The organism is Bacillus cereus group sp. N24 (genome assembly GCF_016483345.1).
GTDB lineage: Bacteria > Bacillota > Bacilli > Bacillales > Bacillaceae_G > Bacillus_A > Bacillus_A toyonensis.
Genome location: NZ_JAEHCA010000006.1, coordinates 74,716 through 94,868, shown reverse-complemented (window position 1 = coordinate 94,868; position 20,153 = coordinate 74,716). Strand labels below are relative to the sequence as shown.

The window sequence follows — 20,153 nt, the reverse complement described above, 5'->3', positions numbered from 1 at the left end:
ATAACGAAACATTGGAATGAAAAGCCTGTATCAATAATTACTCAGTGATTATCGATACAGGCTCTTTTTATTGGATCTGTTCATAAAGATTGTTGTTATTAGAGCATTTTTCTTTTCGTTCTTTCATTCCATTTTTATTCTTTTTAATGCTAATTCAGCTGCCATTTTCCCGTTATGTTGTCCGTGCTCTTTAACCCAATTTAGTTTTTCGCTAGCTGGCACGTATCTATGGAAACCTAGAATTTCAGCCGCTCTCTCTTGTATCCACATATCCGATTCGTCCAAGAGGGGAAGTGTTTCATGCAATTGTGTATAAGGAGTTAAAGCGATAATTGAAAATTAATATTGAGCTCTTTTTTCTTCCGTTAATTCAGGTTTTTTAAGAAGATTTTTCAATTCTTAAATGGCTTGTACATCTTGCTGTAGTTGCAGTTCATCCGTATTTTCTTTGGAACAAGGATAATCTTTAACTTCTAATTGCAGTCTAAACGAAAGAAAAGGACTTACAGCAATTTACAGAGAAAACTAGAATAGGGGAGTTGATATGATGAAACAAAAATCTCGCTTCTATTTTATAATATATCCACTAATCACCTTCTTGGTTTATACACTATATCCGATTTTATTTCACAAAAAAGAACATACGAGCATGAAGGATATACTGGGAATGATTGTAACGTATTACATTTTAATTAGTGGATATTACTTTATTGATTTTTTAAGTGAAAGAATAAAGAAAAACAGTAAAGTTTCACTATTTAAAAGCTGATGGAGGATAACAAAATGACCGAAAGCGAAATGAAATTTGGGGATACGAACATTCGTAACTTTTTCGATAAAGAGAATCGTTTAAAATCGATTCCAGGTCAAAAAAAGAAAAAGTTAGTGTTATTAGAACATTTGATTAGCAAGTTAAACGTTGAAAATCAATATACAGAGAAAGAAATAAATGTGTTCATAAAACAATATCATGATGATTTTTGTACGATTAGAAGAGAATTTATCGTGCATGGGTTTATGGATCGAGAGGATAATATGTACCATATAAATGGGAGAGAAGTTTGGACGAAGTGGGAGGAGTTATAAATGTAATGAGTAATTCTTAGTTTGCCTCTCTTATCTAAAGAAGGAACTATTATGGGCTTTGGTGGTAGTTGCGGTGAATTTGCTTTATTAGTTATATTGTTTATTTTATTAATCATCGTTGGAGCTGCTTGCTTTTGCTAAAAAACTATGGAAAAGACACTCTTATAAGAGTGTCTTTTCTTTATGAAGATGTAATCCCACAAAAACATTTATTTATGGGGGCTTGCCAAATACTCATCAACCTAAGAAAATAGATCACCCCATAATGAAAAATTCACGTTTTTACAGTTAGTACTGAAAATTCGGCTCATCCTTTTCGTTTTAGAAAAAGTAATATTTTAAGTTGATAGATGTGTAATATTACCTATATTGTAACGTATAAGTAAATTTAATGACGTTAACTATACTTTTGTGTCGTTTTATTTAAAAACATTACGATTATATTACAAAAACTATTGATTATATCTAAATAGCATAATATAATACTGTTTGTGGAAATAAAAACAAAAATTATTCATTATTTGGGGGATATGGAAAATGAAGAAAGTTATTTTACCAGTTTTAATGTCTGCTATGGTTATAGTTCCGGCAGTATCACATGCTGAAAAACAAGATAATGTGAAACAGACTACTGCAAAAGCAGAGCAGACAATTCAGCAAAGTGGTTGGGTAAAAGTAGGGGATACATGGTATTTCTATGACCAAAAAGGTATGAAGAAAACAGGCTGGTTACAAGATGGTGGAAAATGGTACTATTTTGATGGTAATGGAAAAATGAAAAAAGGATATATTCGAGATGAAGGTACAGGTACAGGCTATTTATTAGGAACAGATGGTGCCATGTATTCAAATAAAGGTTGGGTTCAGTACGAAGGAGATTGGTATTACGTTCAACAAGGTGGAAGTCTACATTATGGTACTCTTAAAGATAACGGTAAAACCTATCATTTGACCCCAGATGACGGGAAAATGTGGAAAAACAATTGGATAGGTGGATATCCTAATGGAAACTATTTCCTTGCAGATGGGTCGATGGCAACAGGGTGGAATTTAATTAATAATCAGTGGCATTACTTTGGTGATGGAGCTGCTTATAATGGTTGGCTAAACTATCAAGGAAGTTGGTATTATTTAGCGGGTGCTAAGATGCAAACAGGTTGGGTACAAGATAATGGAAAATGGTACTACATGAATACAAACGGCACAATGCAAACAGGCTGGGTAAAAGATAATGGGAAATGGTACTATCTGAACTCAAATGGCACGATGAAAAGTTCATTAAATGGTGGGAATGACTGTTGGTTAGATGAAGGAGGAAAGCGCTACTTTTTTGATGACAGTGGTGCTATGCGTACAGGGAAACTAGCTGAAGGTGGCACTTCATGGTATTTTAATCCAGATGGATCTATGGTGACTGGATGGGAAATAGTGGATGGTGACTGGTATTACTTTGATGAGAAAAGTGGAGCGAATCATGAAGGTTGGTTAAACTACAATGGCAAGTGGTATTACTTTTATGATGGCCCAATGACAACTGGTTGGGTACAAGTGAATGGCACATGGTACTACTTGAATGAAGATGGAACGATGAAAACAAATTGGTTACAAAAAGATGGAAAATGGTACTATTTACAATCCAATGGTGCAATGGCAGTGGGCAAACATTTCATTAATGGAAAATGGTATTCATTCAAAAATGATGGCGTTATGATGTAACAAAGATTTTTAATTGAATAAATGACAATAGATATCTATTTTAAGATATTTCTATAATGAAAAAAACACCTGTGAAGGTGTTTTTTTCATCTTTACAGTTAGTTATTACTTATTCCTCTTATTCTTGCACTTTTCGTTTTCACTAGTTTATTAGCGAGCATGGCTGGATTTATGCAGGAAATATCTAAACTGTAAGGATATGTGGGAAGTAGAATTATAAAACTTTTGTTTCCAATCTTTCTTTCTGACGAAGATGATGTGCAAAATGCATAGAAATGAGCTGAAACCATTCTGCCGCATTTAAGTAACCAAGCCCAGGGTGTTCGACTTTACAAGCACTTCGAATAGAAGTAATTGTTGGTTCAATGTCTTTAACAACTGTAATTAATTTCAGAAAACGCTCTTGTACTTCTTCTTTGTTAATTGGATTTTCTGGCGTATATCCAGGATGATTTGGTACTTTGATTTGTATGTCTGGGAAAGCACCAAGTTTATATACTTTTTCACCCATATCCGTTTTTTTGTTAGTTACTGATGGTGTTTCGCCTTTACATTTTGTGATTGCATCTAATTGCATGTATGTGGAAGCAATTAGATGATTATACATTTGACCGAGAGACCATTCCTCACTAGAAGGCTTCATCCTAAATTGTTCTATAGAGTACTTTTCTAATTCCCCTATGTAGTACGTTGCTAACTCTTCAAAATTCTTCATATCACTAACTCCTTTTTATGAAAATGTATTTGTTACTACCTACTATAAAGAAGTAATGCTGACAACATTATGTCAGTAGTGAAATATAAAAATTAAAGTTTTAACATTTTTTTTGCTTCATCACGGATTCTCTCAGAAAGAATTTTTGGCTCAAGTACTTGCACTTGGCTCCCAAAGCTTAATACCCACTGAAATACTTCGTCTATGCTTCTTGACTTCAAAAAGACATGGAAACCATTATCTTTATGCTCGTATGAATCTATAAAAAAGTATCGGGATTCAATAATTTTATGTGCAATATGAGATGGAAACAATAAATGAATCGTAACAATACGATTGTTTTCAGGTTGATAGTCTTGTAAAGAAAAGTCTTTCGGTTTTGTAAAAAATTCTTGTTTTTGCTGTAATGTATCCATACGGTCTAAACGAAAATTACGTATTTGTTTCCGAAGTAAGCAATGAGCAACGATGTACCAAATTCCTGAAATATTGACTAAACCGTAAGGATGAACAGTCCGCTCTATTTTTGTGGTTTCTCTTGGCTTACGATAAGAAAAAGAGATAGCTTGCTCGTTTTGAATTGCTTCTTGTAGCAAGAAAAGTTGGTTCTCTAGTTTTTCTTGCTCGGCTTGCTGGTTTGAAAATATAGGAGAAAGGAAACGGAAAGTACCTCGTAACCCCTCAACTTTCTTTTTTTGATCAGTAGGGAGGATAACCTCAAGTTTCTCTTTTGCCGATTGTGCATGTGCAGAAAAAGAAGAAGTGAAAGTTTTCTCGATATAATCACCGCCTAATAAAAGGGTAACAGCCTCTTCAGGGGTAAGCTGAATGGGTGGTAAGAAATATCCATCCATTAATGAGTAGCCGTGGCCGGGCATTGCAAAAATTGGGACACCAGATTCACTAAGTGCATCCATATCTCGATAAATAGTTCTTATACTTGTCTCAAATTTTCCAGCTAAACTTTGTGCTGTAACAGTTTGTTTTCTTTGTAATTCAATTAATATCGCTAATAAACGATCCGTTCGATTCATGAAATATCATCCTTTATTTTTATAAATATGATCACTGTAAATTTCTAAAAGTAATACATTTCCCCCTACTATTAACAGACTTTTCCCTATGTATAATATTAATATAGTAAAATCATAACAACCTATATTGCAGTTTCCAATAATATACTATATAATCAGGATAAGAAAACGTTTTCATGCAAAGGGGGAGAATTTCGTGTCGACTATCGAGGACGTGGCGAAATTAGCGGGGTTATCAAGGACAACGGTTTCTAGGGTGATCAATAATCATCCATATGTTTCAGATGAGAAGAAAAAAAGGGTTCAATTAGCAATGAAGCATTTAGGCTTCGTTCCTAATTCTGCGGCGAGAAGGCTTCGTAAACAAAAAACAGAAACAATTGCGGTGCTTGTTCCAAGGATTACAAATCCTTTTTTTAGTAGATTTATTGAAGCAATCGAGATTGCTGCTTCTGAGCATAAATATAAACTGATTATTTGTCAAACAAGATATTTACCAGAAAAAGAGATGGAGTATTTACAATTATTATCTACGAAACAAGTAGATGGGATTATTCTATGTTCACTAGAAAATCCGTGGGAAGATGTAGAGCCGTACTTACAGCACGGTCCAATCGTGTTATGTAATGAATATATTGAGGAAGCAAATGTTCCAACAGTGAAATTTGATCATGCACAAGGAGCATACATAGCTGCCAATCATGTATTAGAACAAGGATATCGTAATCTTATTTTTTGCCGTGGTAACGAAACCAAAGTTGTTAGCCAACAGCGGAAAATGGGCTTTTTACGTGCAATAACTGAGAAGAGCCGCCAAGTAGAAGCGATTGATTTTCTTGAAAACGCTTTCTCTTGGGATGATGGGAAGCGAATATTCCATGAAGTATTAAAGGACAAAAAAAATCCTACCGCGATTTTGGCAGGAGGCGACGAGGTTGCAGCTGGAATTATCTCAGAGGCGAAGCGCCATAACTGGAGTATTCCAGAGGATCTCGCTGTTATCGGTTTTGATAATCAAATTTTATCGCAGATTACAGAACCAGGTATTACGACAATTGAACAGCCAATTGATGAAATGGCTCGAAAAGTTGTCGACCTGATGATGGATAAAATCCATACGAAAAATTATCGTAAAAAAGAATTGTATGAGTTTGAACTGGAGCTCTTGGTGAAAGGTTCAACGATGAAGGATACGATGTTATTAGCCTAGTAGACTATGTCTGCTAGGTTTTTTTCTGTTCACAAACTACTATTCTTCGTGAACGCAATCGTCACATTTATTATGGTACGCTTCGTGTTGCTCATCAATTTCTTTCCCGCAGTGCGCACAAGTTTTCGTCGGTAAATTTCTGAAAAACTCCATTGGTTGATCGATCATGTCAATCCCTCCATTTCCATTTCTTACTATCATTGTATTAGTACAAAAAACAAAAGTCAACAACTGTTTTATAACAAAATTGAAAATTAATGAAAAAGTTTAGGAAATGGATTATAGTTAACAATGTAGGATGTAAGTAAAACATGCATTCCTACTCGGTTTTAGAAAGGATGGATACATATGAAAATGACTGTTGTCGGCTTTTGGGGCGGCTTTCCAGAAGCGGGAGAAGCAACGTCGGGGTATTTGTTTGAACACGATGGTTTTCGTTTACTTGTAGACTGTGGCAGTGGTGTACTAGCACAGCTTCAAAAATATATAACACCATCTCATATAGATGCAGTTGTACTGTCGCACTATCATCACGATCATGTTGCAGACATTGGGGTATTGCAATATGCGAGATTAATTACAAGTGCGACAAAGGGACAACTACCGGAATTGCCAATATACGGTCATACGTTTGACGAGAATGGATTCCATTCTTTAACGCATGCACCGCATACGAAAGGAATCGCGTACAACCCAGAAGAAACACTTCAAGTTGGACCGTTTTCTATTTCATTCTTAAAAACTGTTCATCCTGTTACATGCTTTGCGATGCGTATTACAGCTGGTAGTAACGCTGTAGTATATAGCGCAGATTCCAGTTATATTCCTGAATTTATTCCATTCACAAAAGATGCGGATCTTTTCATTTGTGAGTGTAATATGTATGCACATCAAGAGGCTGCAAAAGCAGGGCATATGAATAGTACAGAAGTAGCAAGTATTGCGAAAGATGCGAATGTAAAAGAACTTTTATTAACGCACTTACCACATACAGGCAACCCATCTGATTTAGTAACAGAAGCAAAACAAATTTTCAGTGGCCATATTACGCTATCACATAGTGGCTACGTATGGAACTCATGAGGTGATATGATGTTATTTATTGATAATAAAGGGATTACAGATCCTAGAATAAACTTAGCAATTGAAGAATATTGTGTGAAGAATTTAGATATTAACGAAACTTATTTACTGTTCTACATTAATGAGCCTTCGATTATCATTGGTAAAAACCAAAACACAGTAGAAGAAATTAATGCAGATTACGTAAAAGAAAAAGGTATTCATGTCGTTCGTCGTCTATCAGGCGGAGGTGCAGTATATCATGATTTAGGAAACTTAAACTTCAGCTTTATTACGAAGGATGATGGAGATAGTTTCAGCAACTTCAAAAAATTCACAGAGCCTGTAACGAAAGCGCTTGGTAAATTAGGCGTAAATGCAGAGCTAAGTGGTCGTAACGACATTTTAGCTGAAGGTAGAAAAATTTCAGGTAACGCGCAGTTCTCAACGAAAGGTCGTATGTTCAGTCACGGTACGTTACTATTTGACTCTGAAATCGATCACGTCGTATCAGCGTTAAAAGTAAAAATGGATAAGATTCAATCAAAAGGAATTAAATCAATCCGTAGCCGCGTTGCGAACATTACAGAATTCTTAAACGAAAAAATGACGACAGAAGAGTTTAGACAACTTCTTCTAGAAACCATTTTCGAAGGTGAAACAGAAATTCCAACGTACGAATTAACAGAAAATGATTGGAAAGAGATCCATAAACTTTCTGAAGAACGTTACCAAAATTGGGATTGGAACTACGGAAAATCTCCGAAGTTCAACTTACAACATTCACACCGCTTCCCAGTTGGACAAGTTGACGTTCGTCTTGAAGTGAAAAAAGGAACAGTAACAGAATGTAAAATTTACGGTGACTTCTTCGGATCACTAGATGTTCATGACATTGAAGAACGCTTAACAGGCGTACAGTTCGATAAAGATGCATTCACTGCAGCTTTAGAAGGCGTAGATATCGCACGCTACTTCGGTAATATTACAACAGAAGATTTCTTACATTTATTCTTCTAAAAATGGGGGAGGCTGTCATAAAGGGCAGCCTCTTTCTTTTTGTGTGGATTGTCACTTTTGGTTTTGAGTTGCGGCTAATATAATTTCACTTATCACAAATATCTTCCTCAAAACACCACTCACAAGTCATCTGCCTCTTATAAAGGAATATACATAATAAAAGGAGGTGGATCAAAATGAAAAGAATAATGTGTGTTGTATTATTGCTTAGCTTCCTCATCGGGATGACGGGGTGTAACGATGAAACCTCCTCAAGTCGTACAACTTTATCTATTGGAAAACCAGCGAAGGATAATGTTATATATTATACGCATACGGATAACAAACGAAAGATCGCTGATATACAAACTATGTTTCAAAATAAGAAATGGAAAAGAAATGAAACTTTTAGTACGGTGAATAAAACGCCAGATCTTGTCTTTTCGATAGATGAAAATAAAGGATTACCGATATTATATGTTACATTGTTTTTTCATGAAGATGGAGCGGACGTTCTTAACTTGTACGGGGAGTATACGAGCTTAAATAAAGAAGAACTTGCAATGCTGAGAGAAAAAATGAATGCATATTATCCTGAAATGATTTTAGCACTCGTTTCATAGTGTGCTAACAAATGAAATTACCTTATCCTTCCAAAGAGGGTCAACAGGAGGTGATCGTTGTATATGCAGTTAATAGGATATTACTTGCTACTTTAATTTTCTTTTAATATAATTAATTTAGAATTTTTAAATATTCTAAATTTTATAAAGGTGGGGTTTGTGTGAATCTCGTTCAATCTTTGGCTGAAACGGCAAAAAAGAAGGGGGATAAACCGGCTTATGTTTTTATGGATCAGTCGGTCTCATATGACCAATTAAACAAAATGGTCACAAGGTTTTCTAGCAATTTAGCAGAAATGGGCATTGGAAAAGGGGACAATGTCGCATTAGTTGTTGGGAATTCACCACATTTTTTAGTCGGTTTATACGGAACAATGAAAGCTGGGGCAACTGTTATACCAGTTAATCCAATTTATACAGCAGACGAAATGCATTATATTTTACAAAATGGAGATGTAAAAACAATCATCGTACTCGACGTCCTTCTACCTGTTATACAATCTCTTACAACAAGACTTCCTTCACTAGAGAACATCATCATATGCGAAACCTCATCAGATTTTAATCATATAGAAACCGAAAAAATGAAAACGTTTACTAGTTTTATAGGAACTGGAGATGCGACTTACGAAGGTCCGGAACTAGATGAAGAAGATGTAGCGGTTATCCTCTACACTTCAGGCACAACTGGAAAACCCAAAGGTGCTATGTTAACACATAAAAATTTATATAGTAACGCAAGCGATGTGGCGTCGTATTTACAATATACGGCCGATGATCGCGTCGTTGCGGCACTGCCGATGTTCCATGTATTCTGTTTAACAGTTGCGGTAAATGCACCGATTGTGAACGGGGCAACGATTTTAATGTTACCGAAGTTTAGTCCGAAAGAAGTGTTCCGTATTTGTCGTACGTATGAACCAACGATTTTTGCTGGTGTACCGACGATGTACAATTACTTATATTTATTTGAAGAAGCAAGCGCAGAAGACGTGAAGACACTTCGTCTTTGTATTTCAGGTGGTGCGTCAATGCCTGTTGCTCTTCTGCAAAACTTTGAAAAACGTTTTGACGTAATTGTTTCAGAAGGATACGGTTTATCAGAAGCATCACCAGTTACTTGTTTCAATCCGTTAGATCGCCCGCGTAAACCAGGGTCAATCGGCACAAATATTTGGCATGTAGAAAATAAAATTGTGAATGAACTTGGGGAAGACGTACCAGTCGGCGCAGTCGGTGAATTAATTGTTCGTGGACCTAACGTTATGAAGGGTTACTATAATGCACCAGAAGATACAGCTGCGACATTAAAAGATGGTTGGCTATATACAGGAGACTTAGCGAAAATGGATGAAGAAGGTTACTTCTATATCGTTGATCGTAAAAAAGATATCGTCCTAGTTGGTGGTTATAACGTCTACCCTCGTGAAGTAGAGGAGGTACTATATACGCACGAATCAGTAGCTGAAGTTGTCGTAATTGGTGTACCAGACGAAAACTTAGGAGAAGCAGTGCGTGCTTTCGTCGTTCTGAAACAAACGAACGTAACAGAAGAAGAGCTGATGCAGTATTGCACGTTACATTTAGCAAAATATAAAGTGCCAATGAGCATAGAGTTTTTAACAGAATTGCCGAAGAATACGACGGGTAAGTTGTTAAGAAGAGCTTTGAGAGAAAAAGCGATGCAAGTGTAAGAATGGGGGCAACCAGCTTTATGAAGTTGGTTGCCTCTATTTTTTTGCATTGGTTAAGCTATGACGCCATATATTTAAACCGTAATATGACTAGTAGGGAGGAGATATACATGGAGCAGAAGGAATTACGTTTGCGGCGAGTGCAATATCTTATTTGTGATATTATGGATGAAATGAACGCTGAAAATGAGAAGAAAAACTTAGAAACACTGCAAAAAGTAATTGACCAGCTTTCAGGAGCAATTGGTGATTTAGTAGATCCATCTGGTACGTATTCAATTGATTATTTGGAGAGGAAAGTTCATACAGCGCACTATTTATTATTTAAAAATGATCGTAAAGCATATTTGTGTAATAAATAAACATTCATCATTTGATGGGGTGTTTATTATTTTTGATATTTATTGATAATTATTATCAATAAAAGGATGAGTACAATGGGTTTAAGACGATAAATTAATCTGCTTATAATTGTACTTATAAATAATAAAGCTCGAAATAAAAGCCTTGCTACACGTTTGTAGTAAGGCTCTTTACAGTTGTTTTGTTCTTAATGAATGAAAGCACCTGCCACTTTTTAGTTGGAAAAGTTACTCATTAGAAGTGTTATTAATCGCTTGAATAGCAAGTTCCAAAGATTTAATCCTTCTTTCTAAAAGAGTTCTTTGAGGACTACCAACCTTTGACTTAACGTAAATTTTTTCAATTGATGGAAGCAAACCGATAAGAACATTGCGAGCTTCTGCTAAATCTTCCTGGTTGTAATGATGAGGTTTTTGATTCCAAACACTATCTAGCATTGCTAAGCCGATACAAGCTGCCTGGAGGCGTTTCTTTACTAACGTAGTATTTGAGCCTTTCTGAGTCATTTGTGACAAGGCACTTTCGAGTTTACGGATTGTTGACTGTAAGGATTTTATTGATTCCTCTTTATGTACATCTGATACGTTTTCCATGTTAGTACCATCCTTTCTTCGTTTTTAAATGATTTTGTTTAATACGTGATAAAATCGTTAAGGACAGAAACTTACTCGCAATATTTTAACATAAATAACGAACTTTCTTTGAGAGGGAGTCTTAAAGAGCTAGCTCAATTGTTGAAAGTAAGGTAACGAACTTTAAAAACCGAACCGTCATCTAAGTGGCAGTTCGGTTTTCTTTATTTTTTTCTACTAACTTTTTATTCTTCCAATCTAGTGTAAATGATTTATTAAATGTTTTTTGATCAACATCTTTTACGTTGTTTCCAACCCAACCTGCATCGCAACATATTCAATATCATTATCAATTTCACCTAACACGTAAGATTCTAAAATGCCCATTACAGCAGTTCCTAAAAATTTTAAAACGATGTGCTTATCAATGTTTTTATTGTGAAGATTGCTGTGCTTAATATTTACGTTAAACGTGCATAACAAGTTATAATAGAAGAAATCAATAAGGAGGCTAGCTGTGAAGAATCTTCGTTATTTCAATATATTTACTATGTTAATTATATACACGCTACTTATGTTTTATATCGGCTGGAACGGATGGGTTTGGCTTCATGCAGTATTTGGCTGGGAGTCCTGGGGGTATTATGCTTTCGTAGTCGGATTTATTTCTTATGCGTATATTCTCGTGCAAGTGTTTAAGTTTCTCCCATTCCTTCGAACGATTGGTTCAATTTGGTTTGCAGTCATACAATACGCCCTTATGTTATTGCCGTTAGCTGATATAACAGTCTTTGTTTTCCAGTTTTCGGTTGAGAAAGAAACAGCAATTATTTGGACAGGGGCGGCTGTGTTAGCTGCGTTTATCTTTATCTTTGCATATGGAGTATTTAATGCGTATAGTCCGGTAGTAAGAAAATATGAAGTGCACATACCGAAAAAGGTGAAGGGCCGCAAAAGTTTACGTATTGCGATGGCTTCTGATATGCATTTCGGTAAATTGTCTGGTGTTTCGCATTTAAAAAGACTTGTCCGTCACGTAAATGAAATGGAGCCTGATATTATTTTATTGCCAGGGGATATTATCGATGATCATCCAGGGGTATTTATTCAAAAAAACATGGGTCATATTATGAAACAAATGAAAGCTCCATTAGGCGTATATGGCGTTTTAGGAAACCATGAATACTACGGCAGAGCGGTTCCGGAGTTTTTACAAGAGATGGATAAGATTGATATTCGTATTCTTTTAGATGAAGGGATCACAATTGAAGATGACTTTTATCTCGTTGGAAGAAGAGATAAAACAGAGCGAGATCGCCAAAGCTTTGAACAACTTATGAATACAGTGGATAAATCGATGCCTGTTATAGCAATGGATCACCAGCCATTTGAGTTAAAACAAGCAGCAGCGGCAGGTGTAGACTTATTATTATCCGGTCACACGCACCGCGGACAAATGGCACCAAATCATATTGTAACGAGAAGAATGTACGAGCTAGACTGGGGATACGCACAAAAAGGCGCATTCCACGCAATTGTTTCTTCTGGATTTGGATTTTGGGGACCGCCGCTTAGACTTGGTAGTAGGTCGGAGATTGTGCAGGTAGAAGTTACGTTTGAATAAGGTTAAATAAAAGGGATTATACATGATTAATATGTATAATCCCTTTTATTTTTTATTTCGTAATCGCGACCTTTACTTGAATATAATCTCAATTAGTTGTTGTGGATGTGCATTAATTAATCCATGAACAATAATAATTACCCATACCTTGCGATAACGCGCCCACAAATATCCAAGGAATAGACCTACGATACCATGGTTCACAATAACCGTAGCTGTATCAATATCCCAATGACCAGAGCCGTGTAATGCAATATGCCAGCTTGCCCATAATAATGATGTAAGAAGTATAGCCGGCCAAGTGCCTAGTAATAGTTCCAAACGTGTTTGCAACCAAACTCTATAAAAAAGCTCTTCCAGTACACTATTTATAAGAAATCCTACAAGTAAAATTAAGATTAAAATCGTGGGTTCCATTCTCGCTGAAACAAATGGTGTAGAGAATGTAGAAAAGAAGTTGAAGTAACCCCAGACTATAATGACAATAAGTGGTGTAAACCGATACCATCTATTACCTCCCGTTGATTTTACAGGCTTTTGTCGTTCTTTTTCGGGGTTATTTTTATAAAACAAAAGAAGCATGAATGGAGTGAATAATAATAAAATAATTTTAAATATCATAAACCACAATTGTAATGTCATTCCTTCAAAGTTCGTGGTGAGGAGACAAATCGTGAAGAGGAAACCACTCGAGAATAAAATAACAGTTTGAATTATGATGCGCCTTAGTTCAAATTGTTGAAGGGGATTATAGTTTTTATGATGAGAGGGTAAGAAACGAACAAGGAGTATACCGACAATAACAGGAATCCATTTGTTCCAAAAAGGCAGTGTGCCCGTATGATCCCCACTGTAACGAATGTTTGTTTCTCCGATCCATATAAGCCAAAGAGATGAAAGTAAAATAAGAAGTATAATGATTCCACCAATGAGCTTCCCCGCTTTTGGAAAATAACTATCCATAGTTATCCGACCTTTCATACTATAATGGTGAAGCGATTTCCAATGATTTCTGTTTTTAAATGAGTATGCATTTATAAATCTATTAAAACAAAAAAGAAGAACTGTGGAAATATTTTAATTTTTATGATTTAACTTGATGAGAATAGAGGACCGCTTTTTTGAAAACAGAACGTTCATATTGGAATGACAGAATAGTATATTTACTCTTCTTCAAAAAAGAGATACTATAAAAAGACTCTGCTTGAAAAGGGGGACTGTAAGTGATCATATCAGAGGTCATATACGGTGAGTTTAAAGTAGATAAAGTGTTAGAAGAATTAATTTTAAGTAAATCAGTGCAAAGGTTGAAGGGGATTCATCAAGCTGGAGCAAGTTACTTAATGAATGAGAAATGGAATGTAACGCGATTTAATCATTCAGTTGGTGTTATGTTGTTAATAAAAAAACTAGGTGGTTCGGTAGAAGAGCAGATTGCTGGTTTACTGCATGACGTATCACATACTACTTTTTCTCATGTAATGGATTACGTTTTTGATAATATGAATGAAAGTTATCATGAAGAAATATTTAGTTCTGTTGTGAAAAACTCAGAAATTCCAGCAATTCTTTCAAAGTATGGTTATAACTATGAAGATATTTTGTTAGATGATTCGAAGTGGACGTTACTGGAAAGATCCGCGCCGGAATTATGTGCAGACCGGGTGGATTACACATTACGAGATATGTATACATACGGATATGTTTCTTTAGAAGAAGTTCACAATTTTTTATCGGATGTCATCGAAGTAGATGGGAAAATGGTTCTTCAAAATATCAAAATGGTTTACAGAAACGTATTACAAAGAAGTAATCGATTTCTTTATGCAACCAACTAATATTTACGGAAATGATATGTTAGCTAAGACGTTAAAGTTAGCTCTTCATAAACAAGTTATTCATGCAGATGATTTTCTTCTTGAAGATCATGAGCTTATAGTAAAATTGCAGCTATGTAACGATTCAGAAGTACATGCTTTATTAAGAAAAGTCCATCCAAATGTAAAAGTAAGAGAAGATAGAAGTGAGTATGATTTACATCAGAAAAATAAAGTCCGTCTTATTGATCCGCCATTACTTCGTGAAGGGAAAATCGTTCAGTCATCTGTCGTATCAGAAAAAATAAGAGAGATGAGCGATATCGCTTATGAAAAATCGGTGAGAGGGATGTATGTGAAAGTGATTTCTAATTAAAAAGAAGTAGAGCATCACTTTTGGATGCTCTACTTCTTTCCTGTTAATTATCAAACCAATTCCACATCTCAATATCTCCAAGAGTCGCATAACGTACGTGCGGGGAGTTTTGTAATTTTAATAATTCTTTCGACGGGCCGGTAATGACAATGCCATATACTTTTACGCCGTTATCTTTTACATATTTATAACGTTTATCTAAGTTTAGTTCGCTTTCAGGAAGCATAGCAACTTTACTTACAGTTTTTTTATGTGTCGAAAGAATACGCATCATTTCAATTACTTTACCCTCTTGCGTTTTCTGATTTTCTGTTTCATCATCAAGGAATCTTATGTGTTCTGGAAATCCAATAAAGTCGCTCCCAGATAGGATGAAATTTTCTTCATTTATTCTTTCTTGCCCTGTATCTAAAGCGTACCATACAGGAGTTGGAGGGAGTTCTTGTGCTTCAAATATGCTATATAAAAGCGGTTCTAATTCTTTTAAAGTGTAAGATTTATCAAAAGAAATTGCTACTTCTGCAACGGTTCCATCATGTACTTTTGCAAGTGTATCCCATACTTTTTTTGAGGAATCCTTTAAATAATCACCCTGCTTTGTTTTAGGATGAACAAAGAAAAACTTTGGTTGATAGAACGGATTCATCCAAGTTTGTTTCGTGACATCTACAGATGATAAGAAGCTTTTTGTTTTTACTGTACCGAGTGGCATTTCTTTTTTACCGACGGTTCTTACTAAATCAAAGCTGCTGTTCGTACGGAAAAAAGCTTCTACACTTGTTCCGCCCCCCATAACGCGGCTATTTGGGATCGTTGCTTCAAGTGCAAGTGAAGGAACCTCTCTAATTTCTTCTAGCCTTTTATTATTATTAGCTTGAAAATAAAAGGCTGATAATACCCCGCCGATTATATATATAACGATGCAAATGGATAATATAAAACCAAACGTTTGTAACCGATGTTTCCACTTAATTCTCCAAAAAGGAACTTTAAGATCTTTTGGCGGTAATTTTTTCTTTACGGGTTCACTCTTCGTAAGCAATTCATCTAAATGAGCTTCACATTCTGCACAAGTTTCTATATGACTTTCTAACTGTTCTTGCTCATCACGTGTGAGCGTTCCTTTTTCATATTTCTCCCAAAGTTTTTTAAACTCTGCACAACCCATCTGTATCACTCCTTTATGCTTTTTGCTTCTTTTCGTCCGCGGTGTAATTCAATTTTCACTTTCGCTAATGAGAGAACGGTCATTTCTGCTATTTCCTTATAAGAGAATCCGTAGTAATCTCGTAGTAGTAGCACGTTTCGTCTTTCGAGCGGAAGTGAGGATAAACGGTCTAACCAACTAGTAATCTCATGTTTTACGAAATATGCATGTTCTGTACTTGGCACGTTTGGTAAATGGAATTCTGCAACTTCAGTTGTTTTATATTTATTTTCTTTCCGATACCAATCGATAAAGGCGTTGTAGGCAATTGTAAATAACCACGGCCTAATTTCTTCTCCTTTATAGTAGTCAATATGGACGAGCATTCGGTAAAACGTTTCTTGCATGAGATCTTCCGCGTAGTGAGAATCTCCGGTTAGGGAGAGAAGATAGCGAAATAAATCTTGCATATGCTCTGAGTAAATTTCTTCTAATGACTGTTTGCGTTTCACTAATTTCCCTCCCTTCATACATAACAACGAAATACATATAAAAAAGTTACATTTGTTTTTAAAATTATAGTAAAAAACGTCAAGAATTGGATAGGATTCTCTTTTATCATAATACATATAAGGCGGGTGAACAGAGATGGAAAGCTATGAAACACAAATCCAAAGGTCCATTGATTATATTGAGGAAGATGTAATGGAAAAACAGACGCTGCGTAATTTAGCTCGCATTGCAGGTTTTTCTGAGTCGCATTTTCATCGTGTATTTCAGGCGTTAGTAGGTGATACAGTAATGGAGTATGTTCGAAAGAGGAGGTTAGCCCGGGCAGCTTATCAACTTTCTCATACGGATGAAAAAGTTATTGATATCGCGTTTGAGCATGGCTTTCAATCTCATGAAACGTTCACGAGGGCCTTTAAAAAATTATTTCAAATGACACCGAGTGAATATCGAAAACAAGAAATTGAAACACCGATGTATTACAGTGTGAATGTAAAACAAAGAAAATTAAATCCGTATTTAGGGGGCATACAAATGGAATATCGTATTGTAAATAAACCAGAATTTTTAATGGCAGGTTATGAACTGAAGACGACAAGTAAAGAAGGGAAAAACCATCAAGACATCCCAGCATTTTGGCAAGAATATTTACAAAAAGATCTTGGAACAACGATTCCGAATCGTAAAGATACGAGCCAATGGGTAGAACTTGGATTATGTACAGATTTTAATTTAGAAACAGGGGACTTCACTTATATTATCGGAATGGAAGTTACAGACTTTGAAAACGTACCAAATGAGGTTGCAAAGCGTACTTTCCCGGCAGCAACATATGCCGTATTTACAACACCGAAAGTTCCTCATGCAGAAATGGTGTCGTCTATTCATCAAACGTGGAATGCAGTATTCTCAGAATGGTTCCCGCATTCAGGATATGAACATTGCGGCGTTACAGAGTTTGAACTATATGATGAGCGTTGCCACGAAGATAAGAGTGAGTTCGCTCAAGTAGAGCTTTGGATACCGGTGAAGAAAAAATAATAATAGGGTAAAAGCGAATCATTGGGAGATGGTTCGCTTTTTAATAAAGGGGGAAATGGGAAGATGTTCAAAAAACTAGAATGTGTATCTATACATACGAAGGATATAGAGAAGTCGGTTTCTTTTTATAAAGAAATGGGAATGAAGCAAAACTGGATTATAGAAAGAGAACTAGAAGAAGGGGTTATTTGGATGTTAATAGGATTGAAGTTTCTAGATGAAAAAAGTTCGGAGTTAGTAATAAGTAATCATCCGGATATTAATTTTATGGAAGTCGAAGTATTAGTAGAAGATGTACAACAAACGTATGAAAGTTTAAAAGATAATAAAGATGTAAAATGGATTCGTGAACCATTTCCAACAGAATCAGGACATGTTGCGGTAATGGAAGCGCCTGATGAGAATGTGTTTGTGTTAGTAGGGAAATAGGAGAGAAGACATAGTAAAAATTAACATGGACTTCGTCAAAAGCTTGAATATTTAAAAGAAGAGTTAGAAATACCATACCCATCGGAAGATATAGAAAGAATTGAAGAGGAATATAAGACAGATTCTTTTGTGGATGATTTTTACAGTTATACGTCATTAATAGATGGGAATTTGAGTTATGTTCTTTTTTCTAAAAAAATTCTGGAATTACAATGAGAGTTGTTGTATAAAAGCTTTTTACAAGCGTATCCAGAATATTTATGTATAGGTATATGGAACAATATGTGGAATTGAATCGCCAACTAAGCATATATGAACAAACCCGGAAGTTATTAATTGTTATCATAGAAGAGTATTAAAGAAAAGGTGCTTTTGTAAAGCACCTTTTTTATGAACGAAACGGAAATACAAGAACAATCGTCGTTCCTTTCCCGAGTTCACTATCAATAGAAATTGTCCCGTTATGGGCATGAACGAGCTGTTTCGTAATGGCGAGACCAAGTCCAGTTCCGATGTTGCTTTCTTCTGTATTAGTCCCTCTGTAATATCGCTCGAATAAAAGTTCTTTCGTTTTATCGTCCATTCCTTTTCCGTTATCTGAAATAGATAGTGTAAATGAATTTACATCCTGCGAAAGCTTTACGATTACGTTTGTCGTTTCATTATTATGTTTCACAGCGTTTGCTAGTAAGTTTTCGATAATACGCTGGAACCATTTTTCTTCAATGAAATATTGAATTTTATTTGAGCTCGGTACAAATTCAATATTTTGATTTTGCAGTGTCGGATTATTAATAAATTGTAATAATACTTTTTGGACGAATTGATTCATTTCAATGTTTACGTGCTGGGCAGGAAGGCTATTATTTTTTAATTGATACGTTAAGCTTAAATCGTCAATTAGTGTAGTCATATATTGAGATTTCTCTTTCATAACGCTGCCGAATTGCTGAATGTCACGATCAGTCCAGTTATACTGCTTTGATTCTAGTAATAATGCGTAGCCATATATAGAGCTAAGTGGTGTTTTTAAATCGTGTGTGAGACCGGTAATCCATTCTTCACGTGTTTGCTGCAGTACTTGCCTCATCGCATCATTTTTTTTGAGTGTAATTGAAAGGTGCTCTAGTGAGCTAGTAACATCTCTAAATAAGCGAAATGACCATTTTTCTTTACCAGATCGCCTGAATCGAACTGGTTTTCCTTTTTTACTAACAGGCTCTTCATATTTTCCACCAGCGATATTTTTAAGCCAACGCATTGCGTGTAGTAACGGTTTCCCAAACTTATTTCCGTACCAAATAGATAGAATGACTAAATAAACAAAGACGATAAGAAGGATTAATCCACATCCGATTAGAAACTTCTTAGTAAATATATCCTCAATTTCATCATCTGGATAGTAGCGTTCATTTTTTGCGGTAATGACGAGAAGCTGACCGCTATTTGCATCGTAAAAGCTAGACGTGTTTTCTTTATGATTCCACGGTTCTTTTTCGTTAAGAGCAGTCTGTATTGTTGAAAGTGTTTTTTTCTTTCCAGTCGGATAGGAAAAAACCTCTTCGCCATTATGATTAAATATTTGCATTGTTGCTTTTTCTTTAGAGAGTAACTGTTTTTCTTGTTCCGTTAATGTGAACGAATCTGTAGAAACAGAAGGGTGTTCTTTCTGAATTGTTTTTAGTAATGCATTACTTTTTAACATACCGCCATAAATAACAAGTACGTTCTTTTCTTCTACTTCAATTTCCCAATATGTAAATGTATAAGGGCTTTCTATATGATTCTGTATATGTGCGAGTAAAGATGTTTTCGTATAAGAAGTTGGGACATCACTTGGTGTATTAAATTGATAGAGGACTTTGCCGTTTTCTTTTACAATCTGAATCCAATCATTTTTCTCTTTAATTAAATCTTTTACTTCCTTTTTTAACGTAATATCGCCATCTTCTGAAGAGATATATCTTGAAATTGTAAAACTATCAGAATCCGGAATATTAGGTTCGTATGAAATACTAGTAACAAGAAAAATTAAATAAGTGAAAGCAGCGACTACAGCAATAAGTAATGTAACTAAAACAAAAACGTGTTGCAGTATAAATTGGATGATAAGTCGTTTATTAAGATTCATATTG

General features: G+C 35.4%; 23 protein-coding genes and 2 pseudogenes. 15 read left to right on the top strand and 10 right to left on the bottom strand.

What is annotated here, in order from left to right:
* Positions 1–123 precede the first annotated feature (123 nt).
* Positions 124–270, bottom strand: coding sequence for a hypothetical protein (locus JDS95_RS11645; RefSeq protein WP_000264964.1), 147 nt, complete (start codon positions 268–270; stop codon positions 124–126).
* 274 nt (positions 271–544) lie between these two features.
* Here JDS95_RS11645 and JDS95_RS11640 point away from each other — a divergent pair, with 274 nt between their 5' ends.
* The 5 genes and pseudogenes from JDS95_RS11640 to JDS95_RS11620 all read left to right on the top strand — a co-directional run.
* Entirely contained in the window at positions 545–769 is a 225-nt protein-coding gene (locus tag JDS95_RS11640) for a hypothetical protein (protein ID WP_085450074.1), read from the top strand.
* Between the two features lie 14 nt (positions 770–783).
* Positions 784–1,086: a DUF2087 domain-containing protein gene (locus JDS95_RS11635; RefSeq protein ID WP_139823469.1), complete on the top strand. Its 303-nt coding sequence runs from the start codon at positions 784–786 to the stop codon at positions 1,084–1,086.
* A 51-nt stretch (positions 1,087–1,137) separates the two neighbouring features.
* Positions 1,138–1,227 (top strand): YjcZ family sporulation protein, encoded by a 90-nt coding sequence (locus JDS95_RS11630; protein WP_000505668.1) that lies wholly within the window; start codon positions 1,138–1,140, stop codon positions 1,225–1,227.
* 396 nt (positions 1,228–1,623) lie between these two features.
* The gene (locus tag JDS95_RS11625; RefSeq protein WP_085450072.1) at positions 1,624–2,802 is read left to right on the top strand and encodes a collagenolytic protease; all 1,179 of its coding nucleotides are present in this window, start codon (positions 1,624–1,626) and stop codon (positions 2,800–2,802) included.
* Between the two features lie 108 nt (positions 2,803–2,910).
* Positions 2,911–2,997: pseudogene (locus tag JDS95_RS11620) on the top strand (YknW family membrane protein); the annotation flags it as partial.
* 19 nt (positions 2,998–3,016) lie between these two features.
* Here JDS95_RS11620 and JDS95_RS11615 read toward each other — a convergent pair.
* Positions 3,017–3,517 (bottom strand): DinB family protein, encoded by a 501-nt coding sequence (locus tag JDS95_RS11615; protein ID WP_000787586.1) that lies wholly within the window; start codon positions 3,515–3,517, stop codon positions 3,017–3,019.
* A 92-nt stretch (positions 3,518–3,609) separates the two neighbouring features.
* Entirely contained in the window at positions 3,610–4,551 is a 942-nt protein-coding gene (locus tag JDS95_RS11610) for a helix-turn-helix transcriptional regulator (protein ID WP_001082253.1), read from the bottom strand.
* 196 nt (positions 4,552–4,747) lie between these two features.
* On the opposite strand from JDS95_RS11610, the gene JDS95_RS11605 reads away from it, so the two are divergent.
* Positions 4,748–5,761 (top strand): LacI family DNA-binding transcriptional regulator, encoded by a 1,014-nt coding sequence (locus JDS95_RS11605; RefSeq protein ID WP_000103728.1) that lies wholly within the window; start codon positions 4,748–4,750, stop codon positions 5,759–5,761.
* Between the two features lie 39 nt (positions 5,762–5,800).
* On the opposite strand, the gene yhfH is transcribed toward JDS95_RS11605, so the two are convergent.
* Entirely contained in the window at positions 5,801–5,929 is a 129-nt protein-coding gene (gene yhfH, locus JDS95_RS11600; RefSeq protein WP_000567010.1) for a protein YhfH, read from the bottom strand.
* Between the two features lie 180 nt (positions 5,930–6,109).
* On the opposite strand from yhfH, the gene JDS95_RS11595 reads away from it, so the two are divergent.
* The 5 genes from JDS95_RS11595 to JDS95_RS11575 all read left to right on the top strand — a co-directional run bounded on the left by JDS95_RS11595 (position 6,110) and on the right by JDS95_RS11575 (position 10,501).
* Positions 6,110–6,844, top strand: a complete 735-nt coding sequence (locus tag JDS95_RS11595; RefSeq protein ID WP_000784685.1) for an MBL fold metallo-hydrolase — start codon at positions 6,110–6,112, stop codon at positions 6,842–6,844.
* Positions 6,845–6,853: 9 nt separating this feature from the next.
* Positions 6,854–7,843: a lipoate--protein ligase gene (locus JDS95_RS11590; protein WP_000897267.1), complete on the top strand. Its 990-nt coding sequence runs from the start codon at positions 6,854–6,856 to the stop codon at positions 7,841–7,843.
* Between the two features lie 176 nt (positions 7,844–8,019).
* A complete protein-coding gene (locus tag JDS95_RS11585) occupies positions 8,020–8,445 on the top strand; it encodes a hypothetical protein (RefSeq protein WP_085450071.1) in 426 nt (141 codons plus the stop codon).
* A gap of 161 nt (positions 8,446–8,606) precedes the next feature.
* The gene (locus JDS95_RS11580; RefSeq protein ID WP_001055193.1) at positions 8,607–10,139 is read left to right on the top strand and encodes a fatty acid--CoA ligase family protein; all 1,533 of its coding nucleotides are present in this window, start codon (positions 8,607–8,609) and stop codon (positions 10,137–10,139) included.
* 110 nt (positions 10,140–10,249) lie between these two features.
* On the top strand, positions 10,250–10,501 hold the full coding sequence (locus tag JDS95_RS11575) for a hypothetical protein (RefSeq protein WP_000435466.1): 252 nt from the start codon (positions 10,250–10,252) through the stop codon (positions 10,499–10,501).
* Positions 10,502–10,729: 228 nt separating this feature from the next.
* Here the strand turns inward: JDS95_RS11575 and JDS95_RS11570 are convergent, their stop codons facing one another.
* Together JDS95_RS11570 and JDS95_RS11565 are read right to left on the bottom strand one after the other, a co-directional pair.
* The gene (locus JDS95_RS11570) at positions 10,730–11,095 is read right to left on the bottom strand and encodes a hypothetical protein (protein ID WP_000432654.1); all 366 of its coding nucleotides are present in this window, start codon (positions 11,093–11,095) and stop codon (positions 10,730–10,732) included.
* 279 nt (positions 11,096–11,374) lie between these two features.
* Positions 11,375–11,557, bottom strand: a complete 183-nt coding sequence (locus JDS95_RS11565) for a hypothetical protein (RefSeq protein ID WP_002042824.1) — start codon at positions 11,555–11,557, stop codon at positions 11,375–11,377.
* A gap of 34 nt (positions 11,558–11,591) precedes the next feature.
* Here JDS95_RS11565 and JDS95_RS11560 point away from each other — a divergent pair, with 34 nt between their 5' ends.
* A complete protein-coding gene (locus JDS95_RS11560; RefSeq protein WP_085450070.1) occupies positions 11,592–12,698 on the top strand; it encodes a metallophosphoesterase in 1,107 nt (368 codons plus the stop codon).
* A gap of 72 nt (positions 12,699–12,770) precedes the next feature.
* On the opposite strand, the gene JDS95_RS11555 is transcribed toward JDS95_RS11560, so the two are convergent.
* On the bottom strand, positions 12,771–13,661 hold the full coding sequence (locus JDS95_RS11555; RefSeq protein WP_085450069.1) for a CPBP family intramembrane glutamic endopeptidase: 891 nt from the start codon (positions 13,659–13,661) through the stop codon (positions 12,771–12,773).
* Positions 13,662–13,921: 260 nt separating this feature from the next.
* Here JDS95_RS11555 and JDS95_RS11550 point away from each other — a divergent pair.
* Positions 13,922–14,891, top strand: a pseudogene (locus tag JDS95_RS11550) (HD domain-containing protein).
* Between the two features lie 43 nt (positions 14,892–14,934).
* Here JDS95_RS11550 and JDS95_RS11545 read toward each other — a convergent pair.
* Both JDS95_RS11545 and JDS95_RS11540 read right to left on the bottom strand, forming a co-directional pair.
* Positions 14,935–16,059, bottom strand: a complete 1,125-nt coding sequence (locus JDS95_RS11545; protein ID WP_000501644.1) for an anti-sigma factor — start codon at positions 16,057–16,059, stop codon at positions 14,935–14,937.
* Between the two features lie 5 nt (positions 16,060–16,064).
* Positions 16,065–16,550, bottom strand: coding sequence for an RNA polymerase sigma factor (locus tag JDS95_RS11540; RefSeq protein WP_085450068.1), 486 nt, complete (start codon positions 16,548–16,550; stop codon positions 16,065–16,067).
* Between the two features lie 136 nt (positions 16,551–16,686).
* Here JDS95_RS11540 and JDS95_RS11535 point away from each other — a divergent pair, with 136 nt between their 5' ends.
* Positions 16,687–17,589, top strand: coding sequence for an AraC family transcriptional regulator (locus JDS95_RS11535; protein WP_000446845.1), 903 nt, complete (start codon positions 16,687–16,689; stop codon positions 17,587–17,589).
* A 63-nt stretch (positions 17,590–17,652) separates the two neighbouring features.
* Positions 17,653–18,018, top strand: a complete 366-nt coding sequence (locus tag JDS95_RS11530; RefSeq protein ID WP_085450067.1) for a VOC family protein — start codon at positions 17,653–17,655, stop codon at positions 18,016–18,018.
* A 388-nt stretch (positions 18,019–18,406) separates the two neighbouring features.
* Here the strand turns inward: JDS95_RS11530 and JDS95_RS11520 are convergent, their stop codons facing one another.
* On the bottom strand, positions 18,407–20,149 hold the full coding sequence (locus JDS95_RS11520) for an ATP-binding response regulator (protein WP_001052533.1): 1,743 nt from the start codon (positions 20,147–20,149) through the stop codon (positions 18,407–18,409).
* Positions 20,150–20,153 lie beyond the last annotated feature (4 nt).

Excerpts from the sequence above, each read along its gene's own strand:
- yhfH (WP_000567010.1), bottom strand. The coding sequence starts at position 5,929 with ATGATCGATCAACCAATGGAGTTTTTCAGAAATTTACCGACGAAAACT.
- JDS95_RS11635 (WP_139823469.1), top strand. The coding sequence starts at position 784 with ATGACCGAAAGCGAAATGAAATTTGGGGATACGAACATTCGTAACTTT.
- JDS95_RS11520 (WP_001052533.1), bottom strand. The coding sequence starts at position 20,149 with ATGAATCTTAATAAACGACTTATCATCCAATTTATACTGCAACACGTT.
- JDS95_RS11595 (WP_000784685.1), top strand. The coding sequence starts at position 6,110 with ATGAAAATGACTGTTGTCGGCTTTTGGGGCGGCTTTCCAGAAGCGGGA.
- JDS95_RS11640 (WP_085450074.1), top strand. The coding sequence starts at position 545 with ATGATGAAACAAAAATCTCGCTTCTATTTTATAATATATCCACTAATC.
- JDS95_RS11530 (WP_085450067.1), top strand. The coding sequence starts at position 17,653 with ATGTTCAAAAAACTAGAATGTGTATCTATACATACGAAGGATATAGAG.
- JDS95_RS11535 (WP_000446845.1), top strand. The coding sequence starts at position 16,687 with ATGGAAAGCTATGAAACACAAATCCAAAGGTCCATTGATTATATTGAG.
- JDS95_RS11545 (WP_000501644.1), bottom strand. The coding sequence starts at position 16,059 with ATGGGTTGTGCAGAGTTTAAAAAACTTTGGGAGAAATATGAAAAAGGA.
- JDS95_RS11575 (WP_000435466.1), top strand. The coding sequence starts at position 10,250 with ATGGAGCAGAAGGAATTACGTTTGCGGCGAGTGCAATATCTTATTTGT.
- JDS95_RS11625 (WP_085450072.1), top strand. The coding sequence starts at position 1,624 with ATGAAGAAAGTTATTTTACCAGTTTTAATGTCTGCTATGGTTATAGTT.
- JDS95_RS11610 (WP_001082253.1), bottom strand. The coding sequence starts at position 4,551 with ATGAATCGAACGGATCGTTTATTAGCGATATTAATTGAATTACAAAGA.
- JDS95_RS11645 (WP_000264964.1), bottom strand. The coding sequence starts at position 270 with ATGTGGATACAAGAGAGAGCGGCTGAAATTCTAGGTTTCCATAGATAC.
- JDS95_RS11630 (WP_000505668.1), top strand. The coding sequence starts at position 1,138 with ATGGGCTTTGGTGGTAGTTGCGGTGAATTTGCTTTATTAGTTATATTG.
- JDS95_RS11555 (WP_085450069.1), bottom strand. The coding sequence starts at position 13,661 with ATGGATAGTTATTTTCCAAAAGCGGGGAAGCTCATTGGTGGAATCATT.
- JDS95_RS11615 (WP_000787586.1), bottom strand. The coding sequence starts at position 3,517 with ATGAAGAATTTTGAAGAGTTAGCAACGTACTACATAGGGGAATTAGAA.
- JDS95_RS11570 (WP_000432654.1), bottom strand. The coding sequence starts at position 11,095 with ATGGAAAACGTATCAGATGTACATAAAGAGGAATCAATAAAATCCTTA.
- JDS95_RS11590 (WP_000897267.1), top strand. The coding sequence starts at position 6,854 with ATGTTATTTATTGATAATAAAGGGATTACAGATCCTAGAATAAACTTA.
- JDS95_RS11585 (WP_085450071.1), top strand. The coding sequence starts at position 8,020 with ATGAAAAGAATAATGTGTGTTGTATTATTGCTTAGCTTCCTCATCGGG.